The sequence below is a fragment of the Lentibacter sp. genome, assembly GCF_965657785.1.
Taxonomy (GTDB): Bacteria; Pseudomonadota; Alphaproteobacteria; order Rhodobacterales; family Rhodobacteraceae; genus Lentibacter.
Genome location: NZ_CBFHPP010000002.1, coordinates 232,612 through 247,359, shown reverse-complemented (window position 1 = coordinate 247,359; position 14,748 = coordinate 232,612). Strand labels below are relative to the sequence as shown.

Below are 14,748 nucleotides of genomic sequence, written 5' to 3'. Positions count from 1 at the left end.
CCCCCACCCCGCCTTGGGCGACGCACGCAGTGCGGCGCAACAATTTGACCGCCGTTTTTGGAGGGGCGGACGGGATATGGATATTTAAAGCAAAAAGAAAGAGCCGGGCCAGATGGGGAAAACCCCTGTTCCTCTGTCGTAAATGCCTCGCCTTGTCGAAAACAGAACAGATCATGATATAAAGACGCGCAGCTTGGGGTTATGTTTGAACGTCGTATTCCCGAGTGGCTTCGCCATGCGCCCGCCCCTTCTGTGCATGGGTTTGGTTTGCTTGCCGGATTTGAGGGCATCACCCGAGGGATGCTCATTTCTGTCTTTCCCGTGGCGATGTATAATGCGCTCGGGGATGCGGTTCTGATTTCGCAGGCCTATTTCTTTATCGGGATCGGCTCGCTCATTGTCGGGCTGCTTGTCCCTGCGTTGAACAAGCTGGTGCCGCGCCGCTGGCTCTACAGTTTCGGGGCGCTCTGCTTTGTTGTGGGGGCGCTGCTGGCGAGCCTTGGCACAGCCAGCGCATTGATTTTCGGGTTGGTGCTCAATTCCTTTGCCACCGTGATCACCTTTATTTGTTTCAACGCCTATGTCCTCGATTACATCAAGCGAATCGAACTTGGCCGCAGCGAGACCCTGCGTCTGCTGTACTCCGCGCTTGGCTGGACCATTGGGCCGGCTCTCGGCGTTGCGCTTTACAGTTATAACCCTGTGCTGCCGTTTTATATCTCGGCGGCCTCCTCTCTCGCCATGTTGGCGGCCTTTTTCTATATGCGTCTTGGCAACGGCAAGCTGATCACCCGCGCCAGACGCGCAGCCCCCAATCCGCTGGCCTTTATCGGGCGCTTCGCCCGACAGCCCCGCCTTGTCGCGGGCATGACCTTTGCTGTGATCCGCTCCTGCGGCTGGTGGGCCTATGTTGTCTATATGCCGCTTTACGCCTTGGAGAATGGTCTGCCCAAAGAGCTTGGCGGCTTCCTCCTCTCAGGGACCAACGCGGCCCTGTTTTTCTCTCCGCTGATGTTGCGCTGGATGCAAAAACGGTCGGTGCGGATCGCCGTGCGCAAGGGCTTTGCCATGGGGTCTGGTTTCTTTACGCTGGGCTTTCTGCTGGCGGGCTGGCCTTGGGCCGCGGTGGCCGTGCTGTTCTGTGCAAGCCTCTTTCTGATCTTGCTTGATATCAGCGCAGGCTTGCCGTTTCTCATGGCCGTCAAGCCCTCAGAGCGCACAGAAATGTCAACGATCTACTCCAGCTATCGGGATGTCTCAGGCATTCTCACACCCGGGCTGGCATGGGGCGTTTTGCTCGTTGCGCCTCTGTCAGGGGTGTTTCTGCTATCAGGCGTGGCGATGGCCGCCGCCTATCTGGTGGCTGGCTCGGTCCATCCGCGCCTTGGCGCAAAGCGGCTTGTGCCAGCCGAGTAGCGCCCGCTGCGTTAAGTTAATTTCGTTTAACCAAATCGCAGCGGGGCGGTGCACGCATGGTGCACGCATGGTGCACACTTATCACCCCCCTAGAATCAGCGGTTTTGGGAGCGTTAACCAAGCGGTGCGCTGTCTTTAGACTTTAGTCATCACCAAGATAGGCCCGCAGCGCCTTTGGCGGCTTGGCAAAGAGCGTGGCCGTGTCTTGCGGCGCCTCTGCCACGCCTTCAGCCACAACAATAACCGCCTGCGCAAACTGCGTCGCATCGCGCGGCTCATGGCTTACCATCAAAACAGCGCGCCTGTGCTCTGTTGCGATTTCACCAACCAAATCAAGCATTTCGCGGCGCAGCGCGGGGCCAAGCGCAGCAAAAGGTTCGTCCAGAAGAAGCAGCGGCTTGTCCTGACACAAGGCCCGCGCCAGCGCCGCACGGCTCGCCTGACCGCCCGAAAGCTGCGCTGGTTTGCGCGCCTCAAAGCCCGCCAGACCGACCCGCTCCAAGGCGCCATGCACGCGCGCCTTTTCGGCCGCGCTCAGCCTTAAGCTCACATTAACGCCAAGCGCCGCATTCTCGTAGACGCTCAAATGCGGGAAAAGATTCCCCTCCTGAAACAAGTTCGCCACAGGCCGCGCGCTCGGAGTGTTTTGCGTGATGTTTTGGCCGTCCCATAGAAGACGCCCCGACTGTGGCGTGATAAACCCGCCAATGAGCGACAGAAGCGTCGACTTGCCCGCGCCAGACGGCCCGATCACAGCCACCCGCGCCTCTGGCCTGAGGCTAAAGTCTGCCCTCAGGACAAAACCGTCCTGCTCGTATCTGATGTTTTCAAGCGTCAACATTGCGCCGCCCTCCCCAATCCAGCAGTGCAAACAAGCCAAAACTCAGAACCACCAACAGAAGCGCCGCACCCGCTGCAGCCTCCATCCGATAGGCCCCCATCAGGCGATAAACCTGCAAGGGCAATGTCGCGGTTTCGCCGTCTGCAAAAAGCGCCACCACCCCCAGATCCCCCATTGAAAGGGCCGCCGCCAGCCCCGCCGCAAAGCCAAGCGCGGGCCGGATTTGGGGCCAGATCATGCGCCGCATCCGCGTCGTTCCATGAAGTCCCAGAGCGTCCGCCAAACGGCCATAATCGGCCTCTGCACGGGCATAGTCTGGCGCAATAATTCGCAGAGCAAAGGGCAAAGCCATCAGCGCATTGACCAGCATCGTAACCGGCACAACAAGCGCCTGAGGGCTGGCGTATGGGTTGATCAAAAGGAACAGCCCAGTGCCCAACACCAGCGGCGAAATCGCAAGGCCCAGCAGCCCGATCATCTCGGCCCAGCGCCCCCTTGGGGCCGCCAGGGCCAGCGCCGCCCCAATGCACAAAACAGTCGACCCAAGCGCAATCAGCAAAGAGGTCAAAGCCGCGCTCCAGACCGAAGCAGGCAGGCCCGAAATTTGCGCCGCGCCGCGCAGCGCCACCGCTGCCAAAGGCAAGGCAATAAACGCCGCCGCCAGCGTCAGAACCAGCCCGTCTTGCAGCCTCAGAACGCGCGTGCTCACGTCCCAGCGCCGCCGCACAGCCCCGCGCCCCGCGCCAAAGCCCGCAACGCGGCCAAGACGCAGCGCAACCATCCCGACAGCAAGCACCAACGCCAGCTGCAGCAGCGCCAGCAAAGCGGCCCGCGCCAGATCAAACTCCAGATGAAACGCTTGATAAATCGCCAGCTCCAGCGTCGTGGCCGCAGGCCCGCCCCCCAGCGTCAGCGCAACAGCAAAGCTGCTCAGACAGATCAGGAAAATCACCAGCAAGACCGCCGGCAGCCGCTCCTTGAGCATCGGCCATTCCAGCAAACGAAACACCTCACGAGGCCCCATGCCAAGGCTCGCCGCCAGCCGAAAGCGCTCTTGCGGAATGGCGTCCCAGCCCTGAAGCAAAAGCCGCGTCGCCAGCGGAAGATTGAAAAAAACATGGGCCAAAACAACGCCGTGTAGCCCGTAAATCTGAAGCTTCGGCAGGCCCAATGCGCTCAAAGCTCCGTTCAGAAAGCCACCCTGCCCAAAAACGGCCAGAAGCCCCATAACCGCAACAATCACAGGCAGAATAAAGGGCGCCCCCATCAGCAAAACAAGCGCGCCACGCCCCCGGAACTGCCGCCGCGCCAAGGCCCGTGCCACAGGGAGCGAGAGCGCCGCACTGAATAACGCCGAGAGAAATGCCTGCAAAAGGGTAAACTCAAGCGCCGCCCAATCGGCCACGCCAAGGCCCGCAAACGCACCCTCGGAAAAGCCCGCACGCATGGCCACAGCTCCAATCGGAACCAGCACCAAAAGCATCACCAGCGCAGCCGAAACCGCGCTGGTGGCTTGGCTTATTGCGACAGCGCGGCGCGCCATTCTTCCAGAGCTTCGTCGCGAATGCGCGTCGCCTCCTCTGCTGAGAAAAGCAACGCCTTTGCAGGGGTCACAAGGCTCTCAAACCCTTCAGGCAGCCCCGCGTCTGGCGTCACAGCAGGATACATCCAGTTGGTCGTCGGGATCACGCTTTGGAACGCATCCGACACCATAAACTGAAGGAACTGGTCGGCCAGCTCTGGCTGGTCACTCGCCGCCAGCTTGCCCGCAACCTCAACCTGAAGGTAATGCCCCTCTTCAAAGGCCGCCGCCGTCTTGCCATGATCGTCCTCGGCAATCATGTGATAGGCAGGTGAGGTTGTGTAGGATAAAACCATATCGGCTTCGCCCTCCAGAAAGAGCCCATAGGCCTCTGACCAGCCCTTGGTCACAGTCACGATATTATCCGCCAAACCAGCCCAAATCGCGGGGGCCTCTGCCCCATAAGCCGCCTTGACCCACATCAGCAAGCCAAGCCCGGGAGTTGAGGAGCGCGGGTCCTGAATGAGGATTTTCGCGTCACTCTCGGCCAAGGCCTTGAGGCTTTTTGGGGCCTCAAAGTCCGACTGATGCACAAAGGCAAAATAGCCCCAGTCATAAGGCGCAAACAGAGTGTCCTCCCAGCGAACAGGCAGGCTGTAATCGGCGCTCACGGAATGCTCTGCAAAGAGGCCGGTTTCGCGCGCAGCCGCAGTGAGATTGGTATCAAGCCCAAGCACAATGTCGGCCTCGGTGCGCGCACCCTCAAGACGAAGCCGCGACAGCAATGCCGCGCCGTCCCCGGCCGCAACAAACTTCAAGTCACACCCACAGACCGCCTCAAAAGCCGTCTCGACTTGCGGCCCCGGGCCCCATTCAGACACAAAACTATCGTAAGTATAGACAACAAGTTCAGGCGTCTCTGCCGCTGCAAGTCCCGCAGCCGACACAAAAACTCCCGTAGCAAATGCAAGATGTTTCATCTCATCCTCCTAATATTGCGACGGGCGGAGATAGTGGGATGAATATCCAACCTTCCCTCCGCCGGTCCTAACCGGTTCAGGTTCAACGGGTCCGCTTTCGCATCTCAGCTCACATGAGCCCCCCGAGGTAGTGCCAACCTATGCGCCAAATCCGCCCCCTTCAAGCCCCTTCCTCTTTCCAAAAATATCCCGGGGGAGTTTGAGGGGGCAGCGCCCCCTCAACGGATCGGATTGCGCGTAAGCGCAATTCGACATAAAGCTAGCCCAAAGGAGCCTGCCCCATGAGCATGAACACATTCGGACACCTGTTTCGCGTCACCACATGGGGCGAAAGCCACGGCCCCGCTCTGGGCGCTACAGTCGATGGCTGCCCCCCTGGCGTGCCGATTGATGAGGCAATGCTTCAGGTCTGGCTCGACAAGCGCCGCCCAGGTCAGAACAAGAACACAACCCAACGCCAAGAGCCGGATCAGGTCCGCATTCTTTCTGGTGTGTTTGACGGTATGACAACAGGCACAACCGTCCAGTTGATGATCGAAAACACCGACCAACGCTCCAAAGACTACGGCGAAATCGCCCAGACCTTCCGCCCCGGTCACGCAGACATCACCTATCACCAGAAGTATGGCCTACGTGACTATCGCGGCGGCGGGCGCTCCTCTGCCCGCGAAACAGCCGCGCGTGTCGCCGCGGGCGGTGTTGCCCGTGCCGCGCTCAAAGCGCTGGCCCCCGAGCTTGAGATCATCGGCTATATGACAACGATGGGCGAGATGGAGATTGATCGCTCAAAGTTTGACTGGGCCGCGATTGCGCAGAATGATTTCTGGATCCCACAGGACGAGGCCACAGCCAAGGCGTGGGAGGCCTATCTCACCCGCGTGCGCAAAGACAAAAACTCTGTTGGCGGCGCAATTGAAGTTGTTGCGCGGGGTGTCCCAGCTGGCATCGGCGCACCGATCTATGCCAAGCTTGATACAGATCTCGCCGCTGCGATGATGAGCATCAACGCCGTGAAAGGCGTCGAAATCGGCGAGGGCATGGCCGCTGCGCGGCTGTCAGGCACAGACAATGCCGACGAGATTTTCATGGGTCCGAACGGCCCCGAGTATAGCTCCAACCACGCAGGCGGTATTCTTGGCGGCATCTCCACGGGGCAGGACGTTGTCGTGCGTTTCGCTGTCAAACCGACGTCCTCAATCCTTACGCCACGCGCCTCGATCCGACTTGATGGCAGTGCCACAGAGGTCGTCACCAAAGGCCGCCACGATCCCTGCGTCGGGATCCGTGCTGTGCCTGTCGGCGAGGCCATGATGGCCTGTGTAATCCTTGACCACATCTTGTTGCACCGTGGTCAAGTCGGCGGTGCTGTCGGCGAAACGCGCGGCAAGATAGGCTGATATGATCGCCGTCCTCGGCATCATCCTCCCCCTCTTCGCCGCCGTAGCGCTCGGCTATCTTTGTGTTCGTGGCGGGCTGTTCAGGCCGACAGATATGCGCCTTTTCGGGAGTTTCGTGCTCAATATAGCACTGCCCGCGCTGCTGTTTCTGGCCGTGGCCACGCGCGACGCCCGTGATGTTTTTAACCTCACCTATATGGCCGTTTTTGCCGCCGGGGCGCTCCTCACAATCGCCGTGTCCTTCACTGTTCTCACGCTGCTCAAAACCAGCCCAAGCCGCCGCGCTGTCGCCGTTATGGGCACGTCCTGTCCCAACTCCGGCTTTATTGGCTATCCGCTCATGCTGCTCGCCTTCCCCGACATCGCGGGGCAAATTCTTGCGCTCAATATGCTGGTGGAAAACGTCCTGATCATCCCGCTTTGCCTCGTGCTTTTCGAGCTTTCCAAAGAGCGCGACAGTTTCAGCATCCTACGCCTCGCAGGGCAGATAGCACTCAATGTCATTCGCCGCCCGATGGTTGTCGCGCTTTTGCTCGGTCTGGCCATCTCGCTGTTCAGTGTGCCGCTGCCCGAGCCGATCCTGCGCACAACTGGCCTCTTCGCAGCCTCGGCCTCGGCGCTGGCACTCTTCACAATCGGGGGCGCCCTTGTCGGTCTGCCGTTCAAAGGCCACCGTGCCTTGGCAACGCTCACAGCCGCGGGCAAGCTCTTGCTACACCCCGCCTTGGCAGCCCTAGCCCTCGCCGCCGCTATGGCCCTCGGCCTGCCGCCACTCAGCCGCGAGCTGGCGGCGGCGGTTATCCTCTCCGCCGCCATCCCGATGTTCTCGATCTATGCTCTCTTTGCCGCCGAATTGGGCCACGAGGGCATGGCCTCCCTTGCCCAAGTCTTCGCAACAGGTGCGTCATTCGTCACCCTCAGCGCCTTCATGCTCTGGCTCTTATGAGCTGGCAGCCGCCGCCAAGGCCACATCCATCAGCGCCTTGATCTCGTCTTTGCCTGTGCCTGCCACGATGCGTCCAAGCTCTTCCTCGCCCTTCATAACAACGAGCGTAGAGCGGCGCGGAATGTTGAGCTCTTTCACAAGCGCGCCTTTGCCGTGGGCGTCCCAATCAACGTTGATAAACGTCACTTTGGCCTCGTAGTCAGGGTTTTCACCCTTGAGCGCATTGATCACCCGCTCCTGCGCCTTACAGGTGCTGCACCAGTCCGCCTTAAAGTCCAGAAACACAACTTCACCCTTTGCAAGATGCGCCTTGGCAAGCCCTTCTGTGTAATCCAAAGGCGCCGCCAGTGCGAAGCTCGGGGTGGCCAGAGCGGCAAGGCCCGTGATGACAAAGCTACGTCTATTCATGAGAAGTCTCCTAATAGTTAAATTGATACAGAAAGGTCCACAAGCCAAGCAGGCATCACATCCAAGGCCCAAGCTTCGACCGCGTGATGAAGATTGAAAAACAGCGCGAGGCCGACCACGACAAACACCCCGCCCATCACAGGCCGCGCCGCCACAGCGATTTTTTGCATCCGCGCGCGGTTCCTCATAAGCCAAGCGCGCGTGCCATATCCAAGCCCGATGATCAGCGTCGAGACACCCAGCGCAAAAAAGATCATGATCAGCGTGGCCAGCCCGAGACTTTCGCCCTGTGACGCCAGCGCAATCGCGCCGCCAAGCGTTGGCCCGATACAAGGGCTCCAGACCGCCCCAAGCAGCAAGCCCCCCGCAAACTGGCCGCGCAAAGAGCCTTGATCAAGCGTATTCATCTGAGCATCGGCGCGCGCCGACATCCCGGCTGTCGCGCCTGAAAGAACCATGCCAAACCGTGGCACCAACAACATGAGGCCAAAAGCCACCATAAGCACAGCCCCCGCCTGCGCAACGCTCTGCTCGTCTAGCCCCAGAGCGCGGCCAAAGGCCGTAACCCCAACGCCAAGCAAAACGAACGAAACGCTCATCCCCGCCGCCAAGGCCAACGGCCCTTTCGGGTTTGCGCCCAGAGCGCCTGCCAACACCACGGGCAGCACAGGAAGCACACAGGGGTTGATCAGCGTCAGCAAACCGGCTGCATATGCGAGAATAAATTCCATGCCTTAGATGTAGGCGCACCTCACACCGCTTGTCACCAAACGAAACTCTGACGCGGCTTCACGAAGGTGTGGGCTTTTGTTTCGAAATCTGCACCGCGAGAATCCCGAAGGCGATGATTGCCACACCCAGAAAGTCGTGCCAGTCCAACGCTTCGCTGAGCACAACCGCCGCAATAGCAACGCCAATGAACGGGTTGAGAAAGTGAAACGTGGCCGCTTTGACCGCGCCGATCCGATCCACCAGAAAAAACCAAACCAGCGTCGCTGCCAGCCCCGGCACAAGGGTGGTATAGATAAAGGCCAGAACAAGCGGCGTGCTCATTTCAACCGCTGGCGTCTCAAAGGCCAAAGCGGCAAGGAAAAGCGCAAAGGAGCCAACAAGCATCTGCAAGCCAACAACCATCAGGAAGTTCCCCCCCGAGGTTGCACCGCGCAAAACAAGGGTCGCCGTGGTCAGCGCCAGAACCCCGATCAGGCAGAGGCCGAGACCATAGATATCAACCCCGCCATTGAGCCGCGCGCCCATGATAATACTGACGCCAATCACGCCCGCGACAAGCCCCGCCAGCGCCAAAGGCTTGATCTTGTCCTTAAAGAAAAGCCAGCCAGCGACCGCAACAAGCAAAGGCATTGTCGAAGCAATGATTGCCGCCAGCGAGGCCTCGATGGTCTGCATCGCAACAAAGTTCAGCCCAAGGTAAAGTGCGTTTTGGCACAGTCCGAAAATAATCGTCGCGCGCCACTGGTTCCGCGTGAGCGTCCATGTCTGGCCCATCAGCCGCGCAATCAGAACGCCAAGCAAACCAGAGATCAGAAAGCGCAGAGATAGCGCCCAAAGCGGCGAGGCATACTCGACGATGATCCGCGCAGATGTGAAGGCACTTGACCACATAAAGGCAAAGGCCACGCCCATGAAAATTGCTCTGATGTCCACGCGTCTATCTCCAAATGCAAAAAGGGCCGCCTCTTGGGCGACCCTTTCGTAAACTTGTGAAACATACAAGCGTCGGAATTAACCGTTAACGCTGTCTTTAAGTGCTTTAGCGATTGTCATTTTGACAACTTTGTCCGCGTCTTTTTTGATTTGCTCGCCTGTGGCAGGGTTGCGGACCATACGCTCAGGACGCTCACGGCAATAGATTTTGCCAACGCCAGGAAGGGTCACTGCACCGCCGCCTGAAACTTCTTTTGTGATGATCGCGATGATTGATTCAAGCGCGCCCGTCGCTGTTTTCTTGTCTGCGCCCATTTCTTCTGCGAGTGCGGCGACAAGCTGAGTTTTTGTCATTGGTTTTGTCATTGGTTAGTCTCCTGTATTTGCCCGATTTTGGGCCCCATCACAGCCATATAACTGTATGATGCGTAGCAACACAACGAATTGTGGGCCGAAAACAAGCCAAAAACTGCATTTAGAGGCGTTTTTTTGCTGTTATTTGCCCTTACAAGAAGGCCGTTTCGTTAAAACTGCGCAATTTCCGGCTGTGAAGCCGCTCCAGCGGCATGGTTCTAAGGGCCTCCATGGCCTTAATCCCGATCATCAAATGACGCTCGACTTGGGTTTTGTAGAAGTCGCTGGCCATGCCAGGAAGCTTGAGTTCGCCGTGCAACGGCTTGTCAGAGACGCACAAAAGCGTGCCATAGGGAACACGAAACCGAAAGCCGTTCGCCGCAATGGTTGCGCTCTCCATATCAAGCGCAATAGCGCGGCTTTGACTGAGGCGCTGCACCGGCCCCTCGGTTTCACGCAGCTCCCAGTTGCGGTTGTCGAGGCTGGCCACAGTCCCCGTTCGCATCAACCGTTTCAGCTCGTATCCCTTCAGCTCGGTGACATCCGCCACCGCCTCCTCCAGCGCGATCTGAACCTCGGCAAGCGCAGGCACAGGCACCCAGACAGGCAGGTCGTCATCGAGCACCTTATCCTCACGCAGGTAAGCGTGCGTCAAGACAAAATCGCCCAGAAGCTGGCTGTTCCGCAGCCCGGCGCAATGGCCCACCATAATCCAAGCATGAGGGCGCAAAACGGCGATATGGTCGGTCGCGGTTTTGGCGTTTGACGGGCCGACCCCGATATTCACCAGCGTGATACCAGAGCCATCGGCGCGCTTGAGATGATAGGTCGGCATCTGGGGCTGCTTAGGTGAGGCCTCCAAGGGCGCGTCTGCCGCCGTGATCTCGGCGTTGCCTGTGCCGACAAAGCTGGTGTAGCCACTTGTCTTATCGGCCAACATGGCGCGCCCATAGGCCTCAAACTCGTTGACGTAAAACTGGTAGTTGGTGAACAGAACGTGGTTCTGAAAGTGCTCTGGCGCTGTGGCCGTATAATGCGCCAGCCGCGCCAGCGAATAATCCACCCGCTGCGCCGTAAAGGGCGCCAGCGGCCCGGCCACGCCTTCGGCGGGCTGATGGGTTCCATTCACAATGTCGTCGTTTGTTGTGCTCAGGTCTGGCACATCAAACACATCGCGCAGGGTAAACTGCGCCGCCCCCTCTTGAGGCACAGAAATCCGCGCATCATTGGCCACAGCAAAATGGATCGGCATCGGCGTGTCCGAATAGCCGATCTCAACAGCCACACCATGGTTCTCCATAATCAACTCGATCTGTTGGATGAGATAGCTGCGAAAGAGATCAGGCCGCGTAATGGTCGCTTCGTGCCGCCCCGGATGGCTAACGTGACCATAGCTCAAACGGCTGTCAATCTGCGCATAGCTCGTCGTCTCGATCCGTATCATCGGATAATAAGCCCTGATGCGCGCGCCCTCTGGCGCAGAGGCCATCGCTTTTGAAAACGCATTGCACAAAAAGTCGCAAGACGTCTCATAAAGCGCCTCGAGCCGGGCCACGGCGTCGCGCGCGTTATCAAACCGCTGGAAATCTCCCCGTTCAGGTGTCACAAATTGCGAAGGCATCTGCCACTCCTCGCCTGATAAAACTAAACCGGCGGCGCCGGGGTAATGCAAAGGTCGCACGAAGCCCGCCCATGTTCAAGGAGAGCCGAATGGATTTGGAAACCGTCAGCGCAGAAGACTTCGGAGCCTCCCTAAAAGGCTTTGGTCTCAACGTTCTGGTCACAGATGTGAAGCGCACGGCTGCCTTTTTAGAGACTGTCTTCAGCCTGACAGCCCACCGCCTCTCCGCCGATTTCGCCATCCTGTCTCATGGCAGAAATCTCCTCCAGCTTCACGCCGACAGCACCTACCACTCCAACCCGCTGCTTGGCCTTTTGCCCGAAAATCCACCCCGCGGCGCAGGCCTTGAAATCCGCCTCTATGAGTGTGACCCCGAGAAAGCCGCCGCCAAATGCGAGGCCGCAGGCGGCACTCTCCTGCAAGCTCCCACAAACAAGCCCCACGGCTTGCGCGAGGCCTATATCCTCTGTCAGGATGGCTATGCATGGGTGCCCTCACGGCCCCTCACATCAGAGGATACAAGGCCATGACCACCCCCAACATGACCCATTGGCAAGAGCGCGTCGATCTCGCCGCCGCCTTTCGCTGGACCGCACGGCTCAATATGCATGAAGGCGTCGCCAATCACTTCAGCCTCGCCGTCAATGAGGATGGCACACGCTTCCTGATGAACCCGAACCAGATGCATTTTTCGCGCATCAAAGCCTCCGATATGCTCGAAATCGACGCCAAAGACCCAAGCACGCTGATAGGCCCGAACGCCCCCGATCCGACAGCATGGGGCCTCCATGGCGGCCTTCACCGCGCTTGCCGTCACGCCCGCTGCGCCATGCACGTGCATTCGATCCATGCAACCGTTCTGGCCTCACTCGCCGACAGCCGCCTGCCGCCCATTGATCAAAACTGTGCCACGTTTTTCAACCGCTATGTGATTGACGAAAACTATGGCGGCCTCGCCTTTGAAGACGAGGGCGCGCGCTGTGCAGCGCTCTTCAAAGACCCTAAACAAAAAGTCATGATCATGGGCAATCATGGCGTCTTGATCATAGGCGCAACCGTGGCCGAAACCTTCAACCGCCTCTACTATTTCGAGCGCGCCGCCGAAACCTACATTCGCGCGCTGCAAACAGGCCGGCCCCTGCGTGTTCTGCCGGACGACATCGCCGAAAAAACCGCGCAAGAGCTGGAAATCTATCCAGAACAAGACACCCGCCACCTCGCCGAACTCAAAGCCATTCTGGACAAAGAAGGCTCAAACTACGCGACCTAACCTTTTTTCTTTCTGAAAATATCCCGGGGGAGCGCGAGGGGGCAGCGCCCCCTCGCATCGGTCGGATGCAAAGCATCCGAAACCCTAGCCCAACCGTTCGTCGCTCGGCGTCAAGCCAAACTCCGCCCGATACGCCCGCGCCATCGCGCTGGCGTCCTGATACCCTGCGCGCAAAGCCACTTCCGCCATCGCCAAATCGCTCTCTTTCAATAGCTTGCGCGCCGCCAGAAGCCTGATGCGGCGATAGACGGCGCGCGGGACCGCGCCCAACTCACGCTTCATCCGCGCCTCAAGGTCTTTTTGGCTGCGCCCGGTCTGTCGGGCAATTTCGCCGATCGGCAAGGGTTGCTCAATATGCGTCTGCATCAGCCTGATCGCGCGCGCAACAGACCGACCCCGCGCCACAGGCACGTCTTGTGGCGTGTCCTCATCAGGGCTCATAAACAGTGTCGCCAACTCCAGCCGCAAAGCCTGCCCGTGCCGCGCGCCGATACGATGGCTCATCACATCAAAGGCCGCCTGCGCGCCGGAGCAGGTCACGCGATCGCCCGCCTCAACATATCTGACCCGCTCCGTCAGCACATCTGGAAAGGCCTCACCAAAGCGCTCCAACTCCTCCCAGTGAATGGTCGCGCGTCGCCCGTTGAGAAGCCCCGCAGCGGCCAAAAGCCAGCTCCCCGTATCAAATCCCGCCATGACAGCATAGCGCCCCGCCGCAGCCCGCAAGGCGCGGCGTGTGGCCTCGTTCGCATGACGGGAAAACTCATAACTCGGCATCGCAATCAGCATATCGCCATTATGTCCGCTCAACGCGCCATGCGCCGCAACAGACATCCCACTTGAGGAGGTTGCAGGCCCGCCACCTACCGTCAGCAAGCGCCAGCGGTAAAGCTCCCGCCCCGCCAGCGTATTGGCCGCGCGCATCGGCTCGATCGTATTGGCCAGACACAGCCCAGAAAACGCATCAAACAAGAGCACGTCAATCTGCTGCACTGCGGCGGAGGGATTCTTCCAAATCTGCATGGTTTCTTCTAAATCTGCATGATGTGCCTGTGCAAGCCCCCTAGAGTTTGATCAACCAATATAAGGACAGCGCCATGCACTTCGCCCCGACCGAAGAACAACAGATGATCATCGACACCACCCGCGCCTTTGTCGAAAAAGAGCTATATCCGCATGAAGCGCTGGTCGAGCGCACGGGGCATCTGCCGATGGAGCTGATCAAGGAAATCCAGCCCAAGGCCATGGCTGCAGGGCTCTACGCTGCCAATATGCCCGAAGAGGTCGGCGGCGCAGGCCTCGATACGCTCACATGGCTGATGTATGAAAAAGAGCTTGGCCGCGCCAATTATGCTCTTCACTGGACCTGTGTTGCGCGGCCCTCAAACATCCTGCTCGCAGGCTCAGAGGTGCAGCGCGAGCAATATCTCTACCCTTGCATCAAAGGCGAGAAATGGGACTGCCTCGCCATGACAGAGCCAGGTGCAGGCTCAGATTTGCGCGGCATGACGGCCACAGCCAAAGAGGATGGCGACGACTTTGTGTTGAACGGCACAAAGCATTTTATCTCCCATGCTGACATCGCAGATTTCGCTATCGTCTTTATGGCGACTGGCGAGGAAGAAACGCCACGTGGCAAGAAAAAACTGATCACCGCATTTTTTGTCGACAAGGGCACACCGGGCTTCACCGTCCGCGAGGGCTACCGCAATGTCTCTCACAGAGGCTACACCAACGCGGTGCTTGAGTTTGACAACTGCCGCCTGCCCCGCTCTGCTGTTTTGGGCGAAGTCCACAAAGGCTTTCAAGTCGCCAACGACTGGCTCGGCGCCACGCGCCTCCAAGTTGCAGCCACATCCTTGGGCCGCGCCGAGCGCGCCTTTGAACACGCGCTCGGCTATTCTGCCGAGCGCAAACAATTCGGCCAGCAGATTTCCAAATTTCAGGGGGTGTCTTTCAAGCTCGCCGATATGGCGCTTGAGATCAAAGCGGCCAACCTGCTCACTTGGGAGGCCGGCTGGAAGTTTGATCAGGGCAGCGTGACAGAGGCCGATATGTCTATGGCCAAACTCAAGGCGACCGAAGTGCTCGCCATGGTCGCAGATGAAGCGATCCAGATTCACGGCGGCATGGGGCTGATGGACGAGTTGCCACTGGAACGTATCTGGCGCGATGCACGGGTCGAGCGGATCTGGGAAGGCACCTCTGAAATCCAGCGTCACATCATCAGTCGCGATCTCCTGCGCCCGCTTGGTGGCTAAGGGGTTGCGCTTTGGCTTCGCCAAATCGCTCGTCTGGGGGACGCTGTCCCCCAGACCCCCTGGGATA

At 59.1% G+C, this 14,748-nt stretch carries 16 protein-coding genes and 1 riboswitch; of the genes, 7 read left to right on the top strand and 9 right to left on the bottom strand.

Annotated elements, in window-relative coordinates; translation table 11 throughout:
• Together ACTF58_RS02405 and ACTF58_RS02400 are read left to right on the top strand one after the other, a co-directional pair.
• Nucleotides 1–182: hypothetical protein (locus ACTF58_RS02405; RefSeq protein WP_438990363.1), on the top strand; the 182-nt coding region annotated here is incomplete at its 5' end.
• A gap of 19 nt (nucleotides 183–201) precedes the next feature.
• The gene (locus ACTF58_RS02400; RefSeq protein WP_438990362.1) at nucleotides 202–1,416 is read left to right on the top strand and encodes an MFS transporter; all 1,215 of its coding nucleotides are present in this window, start codon (nucleotides 202–204) and stop codon (nucleotides 1,414–1,416) included.
• Nucleotides 1,417–1,558: 142 nt separating this feature from the next.
• Here ACTF58_RS02400 and ACTF58_RS02395 read toward each other — a convergent pair whose 3' ends face one another.
• Genes ACTF58_RS02395 through thiB form a run of 3 tightly spaced genes read right to left on the bottom strand, consistent with a single transcriptional unit; the run spans nucleotide 1,559 to nucleotide 4,759 of the window.
• Nucleotides 1,559–2,257 (bottom strand): thiamine ABC transporter ATP-binding protein, encoded by a 699-nt coding sequence (locus tag ACTF58_RS02395; protein WP_438990361.1) that lies wholly within the window; start codon nucleotides 2,255–2,257, stop codon nucleotides 1,559–1,561.
• Nucleotides 2,244–3,800 carry a thiamine/thiamine pyrophosphate ABC transporter permease ThiP gene (locus ACTF58_RS02390; protein ID WP_438990360.1) on the bottom strand — a complete coding sequence of 519 codons (1,557 nt, stop codon included), beginning with the start codon at nucleotides 3,798–3,800 and terminating at the stop codon, nucleotides 2,244–2,246. The genes ACTF58_RS02395 and ACTF58_RS02390 overlap by 14 nt, the downstream gene beginning before the upstream one ends.
• Complete coding sequence (thiB, locus tag ACTF58_RS02385; protein ID WP_438990359.1) at nucleotides 3,776–4,759, bottom strand: thiamine ABC transporter substrate binding subunit; 984 nt, start codon at nucleotides 4,757–4,759, stop codon at nucleotides 3,776–3,778. The genes ACTF58_RS02390 and thiB overlap by 25 nt, the downstream gene beginning before the upstream one ends.
• Before the next feature lie 36 nt (nucleotides 4,760–4,795).
• Nucleotides 4,796–4,894, bottom strand: a riboswitch (TPP riboswitch).
• A 146-nt stretch (nucleotides 4,895–5,040) separates the two neighbouring features.
• Between thiB and aroC the strand changes: the two genes are divergently transcribed.
• Nucleotides 5,041–6,156: a chorismate synthase gene (gene aroC, locus ACTF58_RS02380; protein ID WP_438990358.1), complete on the top strand. Its 1,116-nt coding sequence runs from the start codon at nucleotides 5,041–5,043 to the stop codon at nucleotides 6,154–6,156.
• A gap of 1 nt (nucleotide 6,157) precedes the next feature.
• On the top strand, nucleotides 6,158–7,102 hold the full coding sequence (locus ACTF58_RS02375) for an AEC family transporter (RefSeq protein WP_438990357.1): 945 nt from the start codon (nucleotides 6,158–6,160) through the stop codon (nucleotides 7,100–7,102).
• Here the strand turns inward: ACTF58_RS02375 and ACTF58_RS02370 are convergent.
• The 5 genes from ACTF58_RS02370 to ACTF58_RS02350 form a co-directional block, all read right to left on the bottom strand.
• Nucleotides 7,097–7,510 (bottom strand): thioredoxin family protein, encoded by a 414-nt coding sequence (locus tag ACTF58_RS02370; protein WP_438990356.1) that lies wholly within the window; start codon nucleotides 7,508–7,510, stop codon nucleotides 7,097–7,099. The genes ACTF58_RS02375 and ACTF58_RS02370 overlap by 6 nt on opposite strands.
• 17 nt (nucleotides 7,511–7,527) lie before the next feature.
• Nucleotides 7,528–8,241 carry a cytochrome c biogenesis CcdA family protein gene (locus ACTF58_RS02365; protein WP_438990355.1) on the bottom strand — a complete coding sequence of 238 codons (714 nt, stop codon included), beginning with the start codon at nucleotides 8,239–8,241 and terminating at the stop codon, nucleotides 7,528–7,530.
• 58 nt (nucleotides 8,242–8,299) lie between these two features.
• Nucleotides 8,300–9,175, bottom strand: coding sequence for a DMT family transporter (locus tag ACTF58_RS02360; RefSeq protein ID WP_438990354.1), 876 nt, complete (start codon nucleotides 9,173–9,175; stop codon nucleotides 8,300–8,302).
• A gap of 78 nt (nucleotides 9,176–9,253) precedes the next feature.
• Nucleotides 9,254–9,541, bottom strand: a complete 288-nt coding sequence (locus ACTF58_RS02355; RefSeq protein WP_298805788.1) for an HU family DNA-binding protein — start codon at nucleotides 9,539–9,541, stop codon at nucleotides 9,254–9,256.
• 139 nt (nucleotides 9,542–9,680) lie between these two features.
• Nucleotides 9,681–11,150 (bottom strand): AMP nucleosidase, encoded by a 1,470-nt coding sequence (locus ACTF58_RS02350; protein WP_438990353.1) that lies wholly within the window; start codon nucleotides 11,148–11,150, stop codon nucleotides 9,681–9,683.
• Between the two features lie 89 nt (nucleotides 11,151–11,239).
• Between ACTF58_RS02350 and ACTF58_RS02345 the strand changes: the two genes are divergently transcribed.
• Nucleotides 11,240–11,680, top strand: a complete 441-nt coding sequence (locus tag ACTF58_RS02345; protein WP_438990352.1) for a glyoxalase — start codon at nucleotides 11,240–11,242, stop codon at nucleotides 11,678–11,680.
• A complete protein-coding gene (locus tag ACTF58_RS02340; protein WP_438990351.1) occupies nucleotides 11,677–12,420 on the top strand; it encodes a class II aldolase and adducin N-terminal domain-containing protein in 744 nt (247 codons plus the stop codon). Before ACTF58_RS02345 ends, ACTF58_RS02340 begins: the two co-directional genes overlap by 4 nt.
• An 84-nt stretch (nucleotides 12,421–12,504) precedes the next feature.
• Here the strand turns inward: ACTF58_RS02340 and ACTF58_RS02335 are convergent, their stop codons facing one another.
• A complete protein-coding gene (locus ACTF58_RS02335; protein ID WP_438990350.1) occupies nucleotides 12,505–13,443 on the bottom strand; it encodes a GlxA family transcriptional regulator in 939 nt (312 codons plus the stop codon).
• 74 nt (nucleotides 13,444–13,517) lie between these two features.
• Between ACTF58_RS02335 and ACTF58_RS02330 the strand changes: the two genes are divergently transcribed.
• On the top strand, nucleotides 13,518–14,681 hold the full coding sequence (locus ACTF58_RS02330) for an acyl-CoA dehydrogenase family protein (protein ID WP_438990349.1): 1,164 nt from the start codon (nucleotides 13,518–13,520) through the stop codon (nucleotides 14,679–14,681).
• Nucleotides 14,682–14,748: the final 67 nt, after the last annotated feature.

Coding starts and splice junctions, on each gene's coding strand:
- ACTF58_RS02390 (WP_438990360.1), bottom strand. CDS start 3,800: ATGGCGCGCCGCGCTGTCGCAATAAGCCAAGCCACCAGCGCGGTTTCG.
- ACTF58_RS02340 (WP_438990351.1), top strand. CDS start 11,677: ATGACCACCCCCAACATGACCCATTGGCAAGAGCGCGTCGATCTCGCC.
- ACTF58_RS02355 (WP_298805788.1), bottom strand. CDS start 9,541: ATGACAAAACCAATGACAAAAACTCAGCTTGTCGCCGCACTCGCAGAA.
- ACTF58_RS02370 (WP_438990356.1), bottom strand. CDS start 7,510: ATGAATAGACGTAGCTTTGTCATCACGGGCCTTGCCGCTCTGGCCACC.
- ACTF58_RS02330 (WP_438990349.1), top strand. CDS start 13,518: ATGCACTTCGCCCCGACCGAAGAACAACAGATGATCATCGACACCACC.
- ACTF58_RS02395 (WP_438990361.1), bottom strand. CDS start 2,257: ATGTTGACGCTTGAAAACATCAGATACGAGCAGGACGGTTTTGTCCTG.
- thiB (WP_438990359.1), bottom strand. CDS start 4,759: ATGAAACATCTTGCATTTGCTACGGGAGTTTTTGTGTCGGCTGCGGGA.
- ACTF58_RS02365 (WP_438990355.1), bottom strand. CDS start 8,241: ATGGAATTTATTCTCGCATATGCAGCCGGTTTGCTGACGCTGATCAAC.
- ACTF58_RS02345 (WP_438990352.1), top strand. CDS start 11,240: ATGGATTTGGAAACCGTCAGCGCAGAAGACTTCGGAGCCTCCCTAAAA.
- ACTF58_RS02400 (WP_438990362.1), top strand. CDS start 202: ATGTTTGAACGTCGTATTCCCGAGTGGCTTCGCCATGCGCCCGCCCCT.
- ACTF58_RS02350 (WP_438990353.1), bottom strand. CDS start 11,150: ATGCCTTCGCAATTTGTGACACCTGAACGGGGAGATTTCCAGCGGTTT.
- ACTF58_RS02335 (WP_438990350.1), bottom strand. CDS start 13,443: ATGCAGATTTGGAAGAATCCCTCCGCCGCAGTGCAGCAGATTGACGTG.
- aroC (WP_438990358.1), top strand. CDS start 5,041: ATGAGCATGAACACATTCGGACACCTGTTTCGCGTCACCACATGGGGC.
- ACTF58_RS02375 (WP_438990357.1), top strand. CDS start 6,158: ATGATCGCCGTCCTCGGCATCATCCTCCCCCTCTTCGCCGCCGTAGCG.